Here is a 15407-nt window from a genome sequence, read left to right as displayed (position 1 = left end):
AGCCTCAGCCCAGCTCGGTGTACCCCGTGGCGCCGTCGATCAGCTCCCGGATGATGTCCAGATGACCGACGTGCCGGGCGGTCTCCTCGGTCCACGGGGTCTCACTGAGCCCGGCGCACTTCATCCGGACGCGTACAGCTCGGCTTTGGGCCCGCACCAACCATTTTCCGCCGGCCGAAGTGGTTGGTGGGTGCTCAAAGTCGGCTGGTGGGATGGCATGCTCGTTGGGTCGGCGACCGCCTTCGCTGAGAGGTGAGACGTGGATCCACGGTTCGACCTGCCCTTGTACACGCGGGCTGAGGCCGCGCTGCATCTTGGGCTGCCGGCCACGACGCTCGGGGACTGGTTGCGGTCCGGGGCGCTGGAGGCGGGCAGCGGGAGCCGCGGCGAGCCGACGATCACGTTCGCCGGCCTGGTCGAGACGCACATGCTCCGGCACCTGCGGCGTACCGGCCTGTCCTTGCACGCGATCGGTGAGGCCGCCATCGCTCTCCGCTCCCGGGCCGGGCGGCGCTATCCGCTGGCCTGGTCGGGTCTCGCCCACGACGGCCGCGACCTCCTGGTCGAGATCGCCGCCGAGGGCCGCGAACAGGGCTGGGAACGGATCCGCGACAGCCAGGGCGGCTTCCCCGGCGTCCTGCGCCGCGGCTCAGCCGCGATCGGCTGGTCCGGCGACGGGTACGCCGGAACGCTGCGGCTGGTGATCTACCACGACATCGACGTGATCGTGGACCCCGAACGCTCGTACGGCCGCCCGATGGTCGACGACGTCCAGGTAGATGCCGTCATCGCCCAAGTCCGCACCGGCGCCCCGTATCGAGACATCGCCACCAAGTTCAACCTCGAAGACTACGAAGTGGAAGCCCTGGTCCGCCCCCACATCCGCCCACCCGCCTTCCACAAAACCCGCCCCCAAGAACCCCAGACCGAGGTCCTGCTCTAAGGACAGGAGGTTCCCGCCTCAGCCCCACGGTCGAGCGTCCGCATCAGGCGACTACCTCCTGTCGTCAGCGGTTGTCCTTGATCCGCTTGGCCTTGCCTAGGGAGCGTTCCAGGGCGTGGGGGGCGAGGATCTCGACGGTGGCGGTTACGCCTACTCGGTCTTTGATTCGGTGGGTGAGGGTGGTGGCTGCGGCTTGCCGGTCCGCTAGGTCAGGGGCGGCTTCTACCTGGACTGTCAGTTCGTCCAGGCGGTTGGGGCGGGTGAGGATGCAGAGGTAGTGCGGGGTGAGGCCTTCGACCAGGAGGATTTGTTCTTCGATCTGGGTGGGGAAGACGTTGACGCCGCGGACGATCATCATGTCGTCGGTGCGGCCGGTGATCTTCTCCATGCGGCGCAGGCCGGGGCGGGCCGTTCCCGGCAGCAAGCGGGTCAGGTCCCTGGTGCGGTAGCGCAGTACCGGGAAGGCTTCCTTGGTGAGCGTGGTGAAGACCAGTTCGCCTTCGGAGCCGTCGGGGAGTACTTCGCCGGTGACCGGGTCGATGATCTCCGGGTAGAAGTGGTCCTCCCAGATGTGCAGCCCGTCCTTCGTCTCCACGCACTCCTGCGCGACGCCGGGCCCCATCACCTCGGACAGGCCGTAGATGTCGACGGCGTGGATGCCGGTGCGTTCCTCGACCTCAACGCGCATCTGCTCGGTCCACGGTTCGGCGCCGAAGATCCCGATCCGCAGTGACGTGTCCCGCGGATCGAGGCCGCGGGCCTCCATCTCGTCGACGATCGACAGGAAGTACGACGGCGTGACCATGATGATCCGGGCGCCGAAGTCGCGGATCAGGTCCACCTGCCGTTCGGTCATCCCGCCGGAGACCGGTACGACGGTGCACCCGAGCCGCTCGGCGCCGTAATGCGCACCCAGCCCGCCGGTGAACAGGCCGTACCCGTACGCGACATGGCAGACATCGCCCGCGCGTCCACCGGCCGCGCGGATCGATCGCGCCATCAGGTCGGCCCAGTTGTCCAGGTCGTTCTTCGTGTAGCCGACCACCGTTGGGCGTCCCGTCGTTCCGGACGACGCGTGCACCCGCGCCACCTCGGTCCGCGGTACGGCGAACATGCCGAACGGGTAGTTGTCGCGCAGATCCTTCTTCGCCGTGAACGGCAACCGGCTCAGATCGCTCAACTCGGTAAGGTCGCCGGGTTTGAAGCCGACCGAGTCCAGCGCGGCCTGGTAGTGCGGGACGTTCTCATAGGCCCGCCGTACGGTTGCCTGCAGCAACGACAACTGCCGGGCCCGCAGTTCGTCGACCGACAACTGCTCGCCGGCATCACGCAGTTCCGCAGGACAAGCCTCACCGAGCATGAGAGCTCCTCACGACTAGGGACGGGCGAGCAGGGTCGCGATGCCCTGGCCGACGCCGATGCACATGGTGGCCAGCGCGTACCGGGCGTCGCGGTGGCGAAGCTCCACGGCCGCGGTGAGAGCGAGGCGGGCGCCGGACATCCCCAGCGGGTGGCCGAGGGCGATGGCGCCGCCGTTCGGGTTGACGTGCTCGGCGTCGTCGGGCACGCCGAGCTCACGCAGTACGGCGAGCGACTGCGCCGCGAACGCCTCGTTCAACTCGATCACGTCGATGTCGGACAACGCGACCCCGGTGCGCTCGAGCAGCTTCCGCGTCGCGGGCGCCGGTCCCATCCCCATGATCCGGGGCGGTACGCCGGCAGCAGCCGTCCCCACGACCCGGGCCAACGGCGTCACGCCGTGCCGCTCCACAGCCTCACCGCTCATCACCAGCAAGGCCGCTGCGCCGTCGTTCACCCCTGACGCGTTCCCCGCGGTCACAGTCCCGGGCGATCGGAACGGAGTCTTCAAACCGGCAAGAGCTTCGAGCGACGTCTCGCGCGGATGCTCGTCGACATCAACAACAGTCACCGCTCCGCGCTTACCCGGTACGTCGACCGAAACGATCTCCTCGGCCAGCCGCCCGTTGGCCTGCGCCTTGGCGGCCCGCTGCTGCGAGCGCAGCGCGAACAGGTCCTGGTCCTCGCGAGAGATCGAGAACTCCGCGGCGACGTTCTCGGCCGTCTCCGGCATCGAATCGATCCCGTACTGCGCCTTCAGCACCGGATTGACGAACCGCCACCCGATTGTGGTGTCGAAGACCTCCGCCTGCCGGGAGAACGCGGTCGTTGCCTTCGGCATCACGAACGGCGCCCGCGACATCGACTCCACTCCGCCGGCCACCACGATGTCGTTGTCCCCGGAAATGATCGACCTAGCGGCGTACGCGACCGCGTCCAGGCCCGATCCGCAGAGCCGGTTGATCGTCGTTCCGGGCACCGACTCCGGCAGACCGGCCAGCAGCACCGCCATCCGCGCGACGTTCCGGTTGTCCTCGCCGGCTTGGTTCGCGCAGCCGAGGATCACGTCGTCGATCCGCGCCGGGTCCAGCGCGGTCCGGTTCAGCAGCGACGAGATCGCGTGCGCGGCGAGATCGTCCGGGCGGACGGTGGCGAGCGCCCCGCCGTACCGCCCGATCGGGGTGCGGACCCCGTCGACCAGAAAGGCCTCGCGCGTCATGACTCCTCCAAGATGGTTCCGGACAGTTGGCGGCTGCGGCCGCGGAACTCGGCGATCACTTCGTCGTCGCGGGTGACCGTGATGTCGTAGATCGCGTTCCGGCCGAACGTCGTCCGCTCCCGGGCCTCGGCGACCAGCAGATCGCCGCGATGGGCCGGGGCGACGAACACGATGTCGCAGGCCTGCGCGACCGTCACCTGGTTGCGCGAGTTGCAGGCGAACGCGAACGCCGAGTCGGCCAGACAGAACACGAATCCACCATGCGCGATCCCGTGCCCGTTGACCATGTCCTCGCGCACCGGCATCTCGAGCCGCGCCGTACCCTCGCCGACCGCCACCAGCCGCATCCCCAGCCCGGCGCTGGCGGTGTCCTCCGCCCACATCGCCGCCGCCACCCGGGCCGCCAAGTCGTCCATACGTTGCCCAATCGAGAAGAGGCTTGTGACACTCTAGTACGAATCGCGTCAACGACTGTAACATCGCCCTCATGACCACCGACCTGCTCTCCTCCCACCGCGAGCGCCTCAACGGTGCGCTGAAGGCGATCCACGACCGCGGCTACCACTCCGCGTTCCCGGAGTCACCGAGCCCTCGCGTCTACGGCGAGACCGCGGCGGCCGACGGCAAGGCCGCCTTCGAGGCCCATCTGGGGACGACGTACGCGCTCGAGATCCCCGGATCGCGCGGCACCGTCGTCACCGAGGAGTCGCCGTACGGGATCGCGATGGACGTCTCGTACCCGCGGGTGGTCGAGGACGGTCTGGACGAGCTGCTGACGGCGGCGCAGCAGGGGCTCGCGGACTGGCGGCGGGCCGGGACCGACGGGCGGACCGGGGTCGCGCTGGAGATTCTCCACCGGCTGCACCAGCGGATCTTCGAGCTCGCGAACGCGGTCCAGCACACCAGCGGTCAGGCGTTCGTGATGGCGTTCCAGGCCGGCGGCGCGCACGCGCTGGACCGGGCGCTGGAGGCGGTCGCGTACGCGCACGAGGAGATGAACCGCTACCCGGCGACCGCGACCTGGGAGAAGCCGGCCAAGGGCGACCCGATCCGGATGGAGAAGACGTTCACGGTCACCGGCCGCGGCGTCGCGCTGGTGATCGGCTGCAACACGTTCCCGACCTGGAACTCCTGGCCCGGTCTGTTCGCGTCGCTGGTCACCGGCAACGCGGTCGTCGTGAAGCCGCACCCGCTGGCCGTGCTGCCGTTGGCGATCACCGTCGAGGTCTGCCGTGAGGTGCTCGCCGAGGCCGGTTTCGACCCGAACCTGGTCACCCTGGCGACCGAGCGCGCCGGCGACGGCCTGGCCAAGCCGCTGGCGACCCGGCCCGAGGTGAAGCTGATCGACTTCACCGGCGGCAGTGAGTTCGGCGAGTGGCTGGAGCAGAACGCGACCCAGGCGACCGTCTTCACCGAGAAGGCCGGCGTCAACGCGGTCATCATCGACTCCACCGATTCCTTCAAGGCGCTGACCGGCAACCTGGCTTTCACGCTTTCCCTCTACTCCGGCCAGATGTGCACCACCACCCAGAACCTGTTCGTCCCGGCCGGCGGGATCGAGACCGACGAGGGCCACAAGTCGTTCGAGGAGGTCGGCGCCGCGCTCGCGACGGCGATCGGCAAGCTGCTCGGCGACGACGCCCGCGCGGTCGAGATCCTCGGCGGCATCGTGAACCAGGCCGTGATCAGCCGCCTCGACCTCGCTCCGGAGTACGGCGACGTGGTGCTGGAGTCCCGCGCGATCCAGCACCCGGCGTTCCCGGACGCGGTGGTCCGTACGCCGCTGCTCGTGGCGATCGACGCCGACGACGCCGACGTGTACGGGCGCGAGTGCTTCGGCCCGGTGTCGTTCCTGGTCAGGACGGCCGACACCGCACAGTCCATCGACCTGCTCCGGTCGACCGTCGCCGAGGGCGGCGCGATGACCGCCGGGATCTACTCGACCGACTCCAAGGTCCTGGACGAGGCCCGGGACGCGGCCATCGACGCCGGCGTCGCGCTGTCCGAGAACCTGACCGGCCAGGTGTTCGTGAACCAGTCGGCCGCGTTCAGCGACTTCCACGGCACCGGGGCGAACCCGGCGGCCAACGCGACGTACACCGATGGGGCCTACGTCGCGAGCCGCTTCCGGGTCATCCAGTCCCGCCGCCACGTTGGGTAATCGGGTTCATGCACACACGGTGAGATTCACGTTAAAAAGTAACTGAGTGCCACCGCTTGCCTTTTGAGATCCCAGACCCAATACTCTCGGTTAGCTGAGAGTCGAACTATCTTGCAACACGGGGGCTGGGGTGGAACTGGGGACGGGCAGTCATGCCCAGGTAGTGGTGCTGGTGCCTGCCCACAACGAGGAAGCGGCGCTACCGGCCGCGTTGGACTCGCTGTGGCAGCAGACCCGGCGGCCCGATCGGGTCGTCGTGGTCGCGGACAACTGCACCGACGGAACGGTCGACGTGGCCCGGGCGGCGGGCGCGGAGGTGTTCGAGACCGTCGGCAACGTGGACAAGAAGGCGGGCGGCCTGAACCAGGCGCTGTCGATCCTGCTCGAGCTCCTCGCGCCGGACGACCGTGTGCTGGTGATGGACGCGGACGGCGTACTCGCGCCGCAGTTCGTCGAGACCGCTCTCCGAGAGCTGGACGACGAGTCCGTCGGCGCGGTCGGTGGTGTGTTCTGGGGTGAGTCCGGCCACGGGCTGATCGGGGAGCTGCAGCGCAACGAGTACGCCCGGTACGCCCGGGACATCGACCGCAAGCGCGGACGGGCCATGGTTCTCACCGGTACGGCGACTCTGCACCGCGTCGACGTACTGTCTGGCGTCGCCGCGGCTCGGGGAAGCAGGCTGCCCGGACCGGCAGGCCTGGTGTACGACACCACCGCGCTGACCGAGGACAACGAGATCACCCTGGCGATCAAGTCCCTCGGCTACCGCTGCGTGTCGCCGGCGGACTGCTGGGTCGTCACCGAGGTGATGCCGACCTGGCGTGACCTGTGGCGCCAGCGCCTGCGGTGGCAGCGCGGAGCGATCGAGAACCTGCGGGCCTACGGCCTCAACCGGGTCACGCTCCCGTACGCCGTGCAACAGGCCGGCATGGGGGTCGGAGTGATCGCCATGTGGTGCTTCGTACTGCTCACGATCCTCACCGCCGGTAACGGTCTGCACGTCCAGCCGCTGTGGCTCGCAGTTGGTCTGGTCTTCGTCGCCGAACGCGTCGTGACGGTTCGCCGTCGCGGTACCAGAGCCATGGTCCTGGCCGCCGTGATGGTGGTCGAGTGGGCGTACGACCTGTTCCTGCAGATCGTTCTGCTCCGCTCCGTCTGGGACTCGATCCGGCAGGCCGAAGCCCGCTGGCATCACGTCGTCTCACCGGCTTCCTGAAGAAGCCGTTCATTCAATCCACTGATCACAAAGGAATACCCATGTACGGACACCAAAGCCTCACCCCGGCCGGCACGACACTCGCTGCCACCGGAGCCATGACCAACACCCTTGCCCTGATGGTGGCGGGTTTCGCACTCCTCTTTGCAGGACTCGCGGTTCTCAAGTTGCTGCCGAAGCGTCGTTGAGCAGACCCTGATGCGGAAGGCATGACACGAAACTCCATCCGCCGATTCGCAGGAGAACCGCCGTGACACACAGCGTGACCGAGGCCCTCGCTTACTACGACAGCTGGCTGGCGTTCAACCAGCGGTACCAGCGGGTGCCGGGCGTCCAGGTCGCGGTGTACGCCGAGGACGCGATCGCGTTCTCGGCGGCGTACGGGATGGCGGACGTGGAGAACGACGTACCCCTGACCGACCAGCACCTGTTCCGGATCGCGTCGCACTCGAAGACGTTCACCGGGACGGCGATCTTCCAGCTGGTCGAGCAGGGCCGGCTGCGGCTGGACGACAAGGTGTCGCAGCACGTCACCGAGATCGTCGGTACGCCGGTCGGCGAGCGGACCGTACGGGAGCTGCTCGCGCACGCCGGCGGCGTGACCCGGGACAGCCTGGACGCGAACTGGTGGCAGTTGTCCTCAGCCTTCCCCGATCGCGCCCAGTTGCTCGACGTACTGCGGGCCGAGTCGTCGGCCGTGATCGCGGAGAACGAGCGCTTCAAGTACTCGAACATCGGCTACGGCCTGCTCGGACTCGTCGTCGAGGCGGCGAGCGGTACGCCGTACAACTCGTACGTCCAGACCGCGATCGTGGGCAAGCTCGGGCTGTCGGGTCTCGGTCCGGAGCTGGATCCGAGCCGGCTGAACGAGTACGCCGCCGGGTACAGCGCGCTGTCGTACGCCGACACCCGCGTCCCGATCGAGCATGTCGACACCCGCGCGCTGGCCTCCGCGACCGGGTTCTTCGGCAACGCGCGCGATCTGGTGACGTACTTCTCCGCGCACCTGCCCGGCGACAACCGGCTGCTGTCGGACAAGTCCAAGCGCGAGATGCAGCACCCGCTGTGGGCGACCGGGGCGGACGAGAAGGCGCGGTACGGCCTCGGCCTGGCGGTGAACAAGGTCGGCGACCGGGAGGTGTTCGGCCACGGCGGCGGGTACCCGGGCCACATCACCAGGACCCTCGTCGATCCCGAGCACCGGATCGTCGTCTCGGTGCTGACCAACGCGATCGACGGGCCCGCGTCGCAGCTTGCCGAGGGTCTGTTCAGGCTCCTCGACCTCGCCGAGTCGAAGGACCGCGGCGAAGGCGACCTCGCGCGCTTCACCGGCCGCTTCGCGAACCTGTGGGGTGTCACCGACTTCGTCGTCATCGGCGGCCGCCTGTACGCGACCGACCCGTCCGGCCCGAACCCGGCGGACGAGCCGCAGCAGCTCGAGGCAGACGGCGACACGCTCCGCGTCACCGGCGGCAACGGCTACGGCTCGTACGGCGAGTCGTACCGCTTCACGTTCGACGCCGACGGCGCCGTCGAGTCGGTTCACGGCTCCAGCGGCCTGAGCCTGCAGCCCATCCACGACTTCACCCTTCCGGAGCGGGTTACCGTGGCCCCGTGACCATTCACGGTGACCATCCGTTCCTCCCGCCCGAGTCCGAGCGGAGTCCGGTACGGCGGTTCCGCGGCCGATTACCGTCGCCGGTCGGGCTGTGGACAACGGCGTACGACGGGAAGCGGGCCGGGCTCACGGTGTCGTCGATGCTCGTGGCGGACGGCGATCCCGGGTACGTGATCGGGCTGCTCGACGCGGAGTCCGACCTGTGGGAAACGTTGCGTGAGGCAAGGACCGCTGTGGTGTCGCTGCTCGGCGAACCACACCGCCAGCTGGCCGACGCCTTCGGGTACGTCGCACCCGCTCCGGGCGGGCCGTTCCGGATGATCGACTGGACGGACACCGCCTGGGGGCCGGCGCCGGTCGGCGTCAGCACCTGGGCCGGCTGCACCCTCGTCGACCCCGATCCGCCCGAGGTGGGCTGGGGATTGCAGGTGCAACTCGAGATCGCCCACGTGGAGTTCGACGCGGACGACGTACCAGCTCTTGTCCATCGCCGCGGGCGCTACCTGACGATCTGAGTTGACCGCGGTCGGCTAATGCCATTAGCCTCTTGGCTATGGTCGTTAAACGGTCCCTGACGCCTGCTGCCGTGGTCGAGGTTGCGCTGGGCATCGTGGACGAGCACGGGCCGGACGGCCTCACGCTCGCCGCCGTCGCGCAGGGCTGCGGCGTCGCCACACCGTCGCTGTACAAGCACGTGGCGAGCCTCGGCGAGCTGAAGGCACTCGTCGGTGTGCGGGTGCTGGAGGACATGACCGAGCAGTTCACCGCCACCGTCCTGGGGACGGGCGGTGACGAGGCGGTCATCGCGCTGATGCACGCCTACCGCTCGTACGTCGCCGCCCATCCGAAGCGGTACGCCGCGATGCCGATGGATCCGCTGCACGATCCGGTGCAGGAAGCGGCGGGCAAGAAGCTGGTCGGCGTCATGTACGCCACGCTGCGCGGTTACGGGCTCGAGGGCCCGGCGGCGGTGCATGCGACCCGGCGCCTGCGGGTGCTCGTGCACGGCTTCGCGTCCATCGAGTCCGGCGGTGGCTTCGGCCTGCCCGAAGACCTCGACGCTACCTACGACCAACTCATCCAGATGTATCTCGCCAGCCTGAGGAAAGACTCATGAGGATTCCGCTCTCCGTTGCAGGTGTGCTGTTCCTGCTCTACCCCGCCCTGCGTCCGTGGGAGGACGAGACGACCACCTCGGGCGCCGCAGCCGCGATGGGCTCCACCGCGTGGGTGGTCGCGCACCTGTGCGCGATGATCGGGTTCATCGTGGTCGCGGTCGCGTTGCTGCAGTTCGACCGCAGGGCGGCCGTCGTGTTCTGGATCGGCGCCGGCCTGACGCTGCCGTACTACGGCGCCGAGGACTTCGGCCTGCACGCGATCGCCCACCAGTCGAACATCCTCGACCTCGCCGAGGACGTGCGCTACAACCCGTTCGCGATGACGATGTTCGGGCTCGGGCTGCTGACCATGGCTGCGGGCGCGATCATCCTCGCGATTCGGCTTCGTACTGTGCCGGCGATCCTGTTCGCGGTGGGGTTCGGGCTGTTCCTGCCCCAGTTCTTCGGCCCGCCCGCACTGCGGATCGGTCACGGCGTACTCCTCGCGGTCGCCTGCGTTTGGCTGGCCTGGGGTGCGAAGCGGGTCGAGCCCGTACCCGTGCCGGCCTGATCCAGCCTGGCTCCCGCCAAGGTCGTTGCCTCATGCATCTGTGGGGACGCACGAGCGGCGGGCGATCAAGGTGCTGCTGCGGCCCTGAGCGTTTGCGCACCGCGAGTGCGCGCAAGGCCGTTCGAACAAAGAATGTGCGCGCTCTCACACTGTCAAGGTGCGCGGGGTCACGGCTGCGCAACGCGCCTGCGCGGAACGTTGACACCCGGTGCGCGCCGTCCCAGAGTTGCACCGTCAAGGGGGCATCGTTGTCACAGGCGGCTCCATCTATTGATCGGAGAGTGAAATCATGCGTGGTGGTCTGAGTAAGACCCTGGCGCTGGTGGGCGCGGCGGGTCTTCTCGCGGTGAGCGCCTGCGGGAACAGCGACGACAGCGGCGGAGACTCGGCCGCGAACAAGGATGTCACTGTCTTCACCTGGTGGGCCGACGGTGGCGAGAAGGCCGGGCTGGACGGCATGGTGTCGGTGTTCAAGACCGACTGCGCTGACTACAAGTTCGTCAACTCCGCCGTCGCCGGTGGCGCCGGTTCGAACGCCAAGCAGGTGCTGGCCAACGACCTGCAGGCCGGTAAGCCGCCGTCCACGTTCCAGGCGCACGCCGGGGCGGAGCTGCGGGACTACATCGACGCCGGTCAGGTCGACGACGTCAGCGGCCTGTACAAGGAATTCGGGCTGGACAAGGCGTTCCCGCAGAACCTGATCGACAACCTGACCGTCGACGGCAAGATCTACTCGATCCCCGCCAACGTTCACCGCGCCAATATGGTCTGGACGAACCCGACCGCACTGAAGAAGGCGAACCTGGACCCCGCCACGGCTCCGGCCAGCGTGGACGCGTGGATCGCCGACATGGACAAGCTGAAGGCCGCCGGCGTGAAGGCGCCACTGGCCATCTCGAAGGGCTTCGCCCAGGAGATGGTGATGGAGGTCGTGCTGCTGGCCGAACTCGGACCGGACAGCTTCAAGGGTCTGTGGGACGGCAAGACCGACTGGGCCGGCGCGAACGTGACCGCCGCGCTGAACAAGTACAAGAAGCTGCTGACCTACACCAACACCGACCGCGAGTCGGTCGACTGGCCGGACGCGCTGGGGTACCTGAACAAGGGCCAGGCCGCGTACTTCGTGATGGGTGACTGGGTCGCCGCGCAGCAGCTCGCCGACAAGGTGCCGGACACGGCGTACACCTACTGGCCGGCTCCGGGTACGGCGGGCAACTTCCAGTTCCTGTCCGACTCGTTCACGCTGCCGACCAACGGCGCGGACCCCGAGGGCGCGAAGTGCTGGCTGAAGACGGTCGGCTCCGCGGAGGGCCAGAAGGCCTTCAACACCAAGAAGGGCTCGATCCCGGCCCGCTCGGACGCCAGCCCGGCCGACTACCCGAAGTATCAGCAGTCGGCGATGGCGGACTGGAAGAAGGACAAGATCGTCCCGTCCTGCGCCCACGGCGCCGCGTGCACCCTCGGCCAGAACAACGACATCCTGTCCGCGCTCAGCCAGTTCAGCGGCGGCCAGGACGTCGCGAAGCTGCAGACAGCACTCGGTACCGCGATGAAGACGAGCTGATGCACGGCGAGTTGCGGAACCGATCCGAGTTGGAGGACTGAGCGTGCACGGGAGAATCCGCACCTGGGGACCTGGAGCCTTGGTGCTGCTGCCGACCGTGCTGCTGCTCGGGTACTTCGTCTACGGGCTGATCGCGTGGTCCTTCAACACCTCGCTGACGAACAGGCACACCGCTCGCAAGGGCCCGGCGGACTACGTCGGGTTCGAGAACTACGGGCACCTGTTCGGCGAGGAGCGGTTCATCAACTCGCTGAAGAACCTCGGCGTGCTCACGGTGGCGTTCATCGTGGGCACGCTGATCTTCGGCCTGCTCTGGGCACTGCTGCTGGAGAAGGGCGTGCCCGGCGAGTCGATCTTCCGGTCGGTCTACCTGTTCCCGATGGCGATCTCGATGATCGCCTCGGGCGTGGTCTGGGGCTGGTTGCTGAACCCGTCCCAGGGTGAGGACGCGCGCGGCCTGAACCGGCTGTTCGAGATCCTCCATCTGGGGTTCCTGGAGAATTCGTGGTGGACCGCGGGGAACAGATGGACGACGATGGCGTCCATCGCGCTGCCCGCGGTCTGGCAGCTGTCCGGGTACATCATGGCGCTGTTCCTGGCCGGTTTCCGGGGCATCCCGCCGGAGCTGCGCGAGGCGGCCCGGGTGGACGGTGCGTCGGAGTTCAAGCTGTACCGGCACGTGCTGTTCCCGCAGCTGTCGCCGATCGCGCTGTCCGCGCTGATCATCCTCGGGCACATGTCGCTGAAGCTGTTCGACCTGATCTACGCGATCACCGGGCCGAACCAGTTCCGCACCGAAGTGCCCTCGGTCTACATGTGGAACACCTTGCTGCGTAGCGACCAGGCCAAGGCGGCCGCGATCGCGATCGTCCTGCTCGCCGTCGTCGCTGTCCTTGTCATCCCGTACATCGCGTACACCGTCCGGCAGGAGACCGAGGAATGAGCGCCGAGACCGCCGCTGCTACCGGACAGGCTGCAGCGGCGATCAGCCGGAAGCCGCAGAAGCGCGGGGTGATCGCGGACGGGTCGACCCGGCGCAGCAGGACCGTGCGGTACCTCCTGCTGCTGCTGTTCCTGCTGTTCGTGCTGACCCCGGTGTACGTCGTAGTGGTCACGAGCTTCAAGACCTCCGGCGACACCACCGCGGCATCGCAGTGGAACCTGCCGAAGGAATGGACGCTGGAGCCGTGGCGCAAGGCCTGGGACGTCCTGCAGCCGTACATGATCCGGTCGCTGTCGCTGGCGATCCCGGCCGCGATCATCTCGTCGCTGATCGGATCCGCGAACGGGTTCGTACTGGCCCGCTGGCGGTTCCCCGGTGCGAACATCGTGTTCGCGTTCATCCTGTTCGGGATGTTCATCCCCTACCAGGCGGTGATGCTGCCGCTGCGGACGACGTTCACCGAGCTGGACGTCACCCGGGGCGTGCCGACGCTGATCCTCGCGCACTGCATCTACGGTCTGCCGATCTGCACGCTGATCTTCCGGAACTACTACGCCACGATCGTGCCGAACGAGATCATCGAGTCGGCCCGGGTGGACGGCGCCGGGTTGATCCAGACCTACCTCCGGATCATCCTGCCGATCTCGATCTCCGGGTTCGTGGTGACGCTGATCTGGCAGTTCACCTCGGTGTGGAACGACTTCCTGTTCGCGTTGTTCCTCACCCAGCAGAACAACGGCCCCGTGACCCTGGGCCTGGCAGCACTGGCCGGCGGCCAGAAGGTCGACTACGCGGCGAGTATGGCGGGTGCGCTGATCACGTCGTTCCCGACGCTGCTCGTCTACATCCTCCTGGGCCGCTGGTTCATCGGCGGTCTGATGGCCGGCGCCCTCAAGGGCTGACGCCAACCCTCTTTGAGAACCCACCAACCACATTTCCCCTCGCGAAACGGTTGGTGGGTTCTCAAAGTCGTACGGCGGGGTTGTCCACAGGGCGCGCTGACCGGACTGCGGGGGAGGGGGTGCGGACGGTAATCTCACGGAGGTGACCAAGTCTCCGAGTGGACGGGACGGACGGCGCAGCCATCTGCGGCTCGTCGGCTCCGAACCGGGCGAGCCGCCCGCGCCGGCGGTGGCTGTGGATGTCGACACCACTCCGAGTGTCGCCGTGCTGGAGACCCTGCTGGAAACGCTTGCCCTCGACATGGCCGCGGTGCCGGCCGCCCTGCATCCGGTGATCGCCGAGGCGTCGGTGGCGCGCTCGGCCGCGATGCTCGCCGACCAACTGTGGCCGGCCGGGCTCCCGGACGAGATCGGCGAGGTGGAGCGGTTCTTCTGGGCCGACGCGGCGCGGGTGCTCGGTGAGCGCCGTGACCTCGAGTCGTTCGTCCTGCTGACGAGCCTGGCCCGGACGGTCGGCCCGGCGGGACGGCTGCCGCTGCAGCGGGCGCATGTGTCCCGGTTGCGGACGCAGGACGAAGTACCGGAATGGGTGACCCGGATCGCGGGCTTCCGGCTGACCAGCGCGATCGTGTCCGAGGACATCACCGGTGACGGGCTGAGCGTCGTGCTCGACTACGACGACGAGCAGCACCCGCACACCGTGGTGGTGTTCATCGACAACAACCTCGGCGCGATCATCAAGGACGTGTTCGTCGGCCCGCCGGTCGACCGTGTCCTGGAGGCGTACGAGCGCGGCGGCCGGGTGACCATCCGGACCGTGCGCCCGCCGATCGCGGCCGGCATCATCCTGCAGGCGCTGGGCGAGACCCGCGACTACGACGATCCGCCGGTCAGCGAGGACTTCGAGTTCTTCACCGGCCTGCTGGTGAACCGGCTGACCCAGATGCCGGAGCGCCCGGTCCGGCCGCCGATCCGCCCGCTGATGACCCCACGGCAGCGCGAGCAGCTGGTCGAGGAGTTCCTCGAGTCGCGGTACGCCGTTGGTCTGCCCGACGATGCCGCGGATATCGCCCGGCTGTGGATCGATCACGCGGTCGACCACACCGTCGGCGGTCCGCAGCGCGTCAGCGGCGTACTGGTGGAGCTCTTCCTCGCGCACTGGTTGCCGCGCAAGGTGCTTGCTGACAGCACCTATTTCGACGCGGTCCCACTGGTCGTGAAGGCCTGGCTCGAGTTCGCCGGCGAGCGGACCCACCTGCCGCTGGACGCCGTCGACGAGGCGATCGACGCCGTCGACGTCTGGCAACCCGCACTGGAAGCCGCCGCGATGATCGACCCGGTCGGCTCGAAGCCCGGCGAGCGGGTCTTCCTCGACGACGCGACCAACGACCTGGAAGACGCTTACCGAGCCCTGGCCGGCCTCGGCTCCCCGCCCCAGCCCGACCTCCGCGGCCTGGACAACCACCAGGCCGCGACCCTCTCGGTCCTCGCACCGCACGCCTGGCTGATGGCCGGTGAAACCCTCGGTACGGCGTACGCACCGGACGCCTTCGACATCGCCGAACGCCTGGTCCGCGACGCCCCCGACCTCCTGACCAAGGCCCGCCTCTCCACCTGGCCCCGAGCCATCGTCTGGCTCCTCGCCCACCGCCACCGCCTGGTGGGCCCCGGCGAAACCCTCACCCCCTACACCCTCGCCACCGACCTCTCGTCGTCCCCGGCAACCCTGCGAAAAACCGCAAAACTCCTGACAGACACCCTGATCCTGCCGCGCTGATCTCATCCGCCGGGCCTGTGCCCGCTGCTGTTGAGCC

Annotated in this window: 16 protein-coding genes; 12 read left to right on the top strand and 4 right to left on the bottom strand. The window is 68.3% G+C overall.

The window, feature by feature from the left end:
- Nucleotides 1-4 precede the first annotated feature (4 nt).
- Nucleotides 5-124, bottom strand: a complete 120-nt coding sequence (locus OHB24_RS09690) for a mycothiol transferase (RefSeq protein WP_327638623.1) — start codon at nt 122-124, stop codon at nt 5-7.
- A gap of 135 nt (nt 125-259) precedes the next feature.
- On the opposite strand from OHB24_RS09690, the gene OHB24_RS09685 reads away from it, so the two are divergent.
- A complete protein-coding gene (locus OHB24_RS09685) occupies nt 260-943 on the top strand; it encodes a hypothetical protein (RefSeq protein ID WP_327638622.1) in 684 nt (227 codons plus the stop codon).
- 64 nt (nt 944-1007) lie between these two features.
- Here the strand turns inward: OHB24_RS09685 and paaK are convergent, their stop codons facing one another.
- The 3 genes from paaK to paaI are packed head-to-tail and all read right to left on the bottom strand — an operon-like array spanning nt 1008 to nt 3937.
- Nucleotides 1008-2303 carry a phenylacetate--CoA ligase PaaK gene (gene paaK / locus OHB24_RS09680; RefSeq protein ID WP_327638621.1) on the bottom strand — a complete coding sequence of 432 codons (1296 nt, stop codon included), beginning with the start codon at nt 2301-2303 and terminating at the stop codon, nt 1008-1010.
- A 15-nt stretch (nt 2304-2318) separates the two neighbouring features.
- The gene (gene pcaF, locus OHB24_RS09675) at nt 2319-3521 is read right to left on the bottom strand and encodes a 3-oxoadipyl-CoA thiolase (protein ID WP_327638620.1); all 1203 of its coding nucleotides are present in this window, start codon (nt 3519-3521) and stop codon (nt 2319-2321) included.
- Nucleotides 3518-3937 carry a hydroxyphenylacetyl-CoA thioesterase PaaI gene (gene paaI / locus OHB24_RS09670; protein ID WP_327638619.1) on the bottom strand — a complete coding sequence of 140 codons (420 nt, stop codon included), beginning with the start codon at nt 3935-3937 and terminating at the stop codon, nt 3518-3520. The genes pcaF and paaI overlap by 4 nt, the downstream gene beginning before the upstream one ends.
- Nucleotides 3938-4008: 71 nt before the next feature.
- Here paaI and paaN point away from each other — a divergent pair, with 71 nt between their 5' ends.
- From paaN to OHB24_RS09615, 11 genes are all read left to right on the top strand, one after another.
- Entirely contained in the window at nt 4009-5682 is a 1674-nt protein-coding gene (paaN, locus tag OHB24_RS09665) for a phenylacetic acid degradation protein PaaN (RefSeq protein ID WP_327638618.1), read from the top strand.
- A 130-nt stretch (nt 5683-5812) separates the two neighbouring features.
- Complete coding sequence (locus OHB24_RS09660; protein WP_327638617.1) at nt 5813-6898, top strand: glycosyltransferase family 2 protein; 1086 nt, start codon at nt 5813-5815, stop codon at nt 6896-6898.
- Between the two features lie 41 nt (nt 6899-6939).
- Nucleotides 6940-7086, top strand: coding sequence for an LPXTG cell wall anchor domain-containing protein (locus tag OHB24_RS09655; RefSeq protein ID WP_327638616.1), 147 nt, complete (start codon nt 6940-6942; stop codon nt 7084-7086).
- 62 nt (nt 7087-7148) lie between these two features.
- Nucleotides 7149-8516 carry a serine hydrolase domain-containing protein gene (locus tag OHB24_RS09650; RefSeq protein WP_327638615.1) on the top strand — a complete coding sequence of 456 codons (1368 nt, stop codon included), beginning with the start codon at nt 7149-7151 and terminating at the stop codon, nt 8514-8516.
- Nucleotides 8513-9031: a flavin reductase family protein gene (locus tag OHB24_RS09645; protein WP_327638614.1), complete on the top strand. Its 519-nt coding sequence runs from the start codon at nt 8513-8515 to the stop codon at nt 9029-9031. Before OHB24_RS09650 ends, OHB24_RS09645 begins: the two co-directional genes overlap by 4 nt.
- Before the next feature lie 38 nt (nt 9032-9069).
- The gene (locus tag OHB24_RS09640) at nt 9070-9633 is read left to right on the top strand and encodes a TetR/AcrR family transcriptional regulator (RefSeq protein ID WP_327638613.1); all 564 of its coding nucleotides are present in this window, start codon (nt 9070-9072) and stop codon (nt 9631-9633) included.
- Nucleotides 9630-10184, top strand: coding sequence for a hypothetical protein (locus OHB24_RS09635; RefSeq protein ID WP_327638612.1), 555 nt, complete (start codon nt 9630-9632; stop codon nt 10182-10184). Before OHB24_RS09640 ends, OHB24_RS09635 begins: the two co-directional genes overlap by 4 nt.
- Nucleotides 10185-10473: 289 nt before the next feature.
- Nucleotides 10474-11748, top strand: coding sequence for an ABC transporter substrate-binding protein (locus tag OHB24_RS09630; RefSeq protein WP_327638611.1), 1275 nt, complete (start codon nt 10474-10476; stop codon nt 11746-11748).
- Nucleotides 11749-11791: 43 nt separating this feature from the next.
- Nucleotides 11792-12691, top strand: a complete 900-nt coding sequence (locus OHB24_RS09625) for a carbohydrate ABC transporter permease (protein ID WP_130388134.1) — start codon at nt 11792-11794, stop codon at nt 12689-12691.
- Nucleotides 12688-13593 (top strand): carbohydrate ABC transporter permease, encoded by a 906-nt coding sequence (locus OHB24_RS09620; protein ID WP_327638610.1) that lies wholly within the window; start codon nt 12688-12690, stop codon nt 13591-13593. Before OHB24_RS09625 ends, OHB24_RS09620 begins: the two co-directional genes overlap by 4 nt.
- Before the next feature lie 142 nt (nt 13594-13735).
- Nucleotides 13736-15370, top strand: coding sequence for a hypothetical protein (locus OHB24_RS09615; RefSeq protein ID WP_327638609.1), 1635 nt, complete (start codon nt 13736-13738; stop codon nt 15368-15370).
- The last annotated feature ends 37 nt before the right edge of the window (nt 15371-15407 follow it).

This window comes from Kribbella sp. NBC_00482 (assembly GCF_036013725.1).
Classification (GTDB): domain Bacteria; phylum Actinomycetota; class Actinomycetes; order Propionibacteriales; family Kribbellaceae; genus Kribbella.
This window is presented reverse-complemented; position numbering and strand designations above follow the sequence as displayed.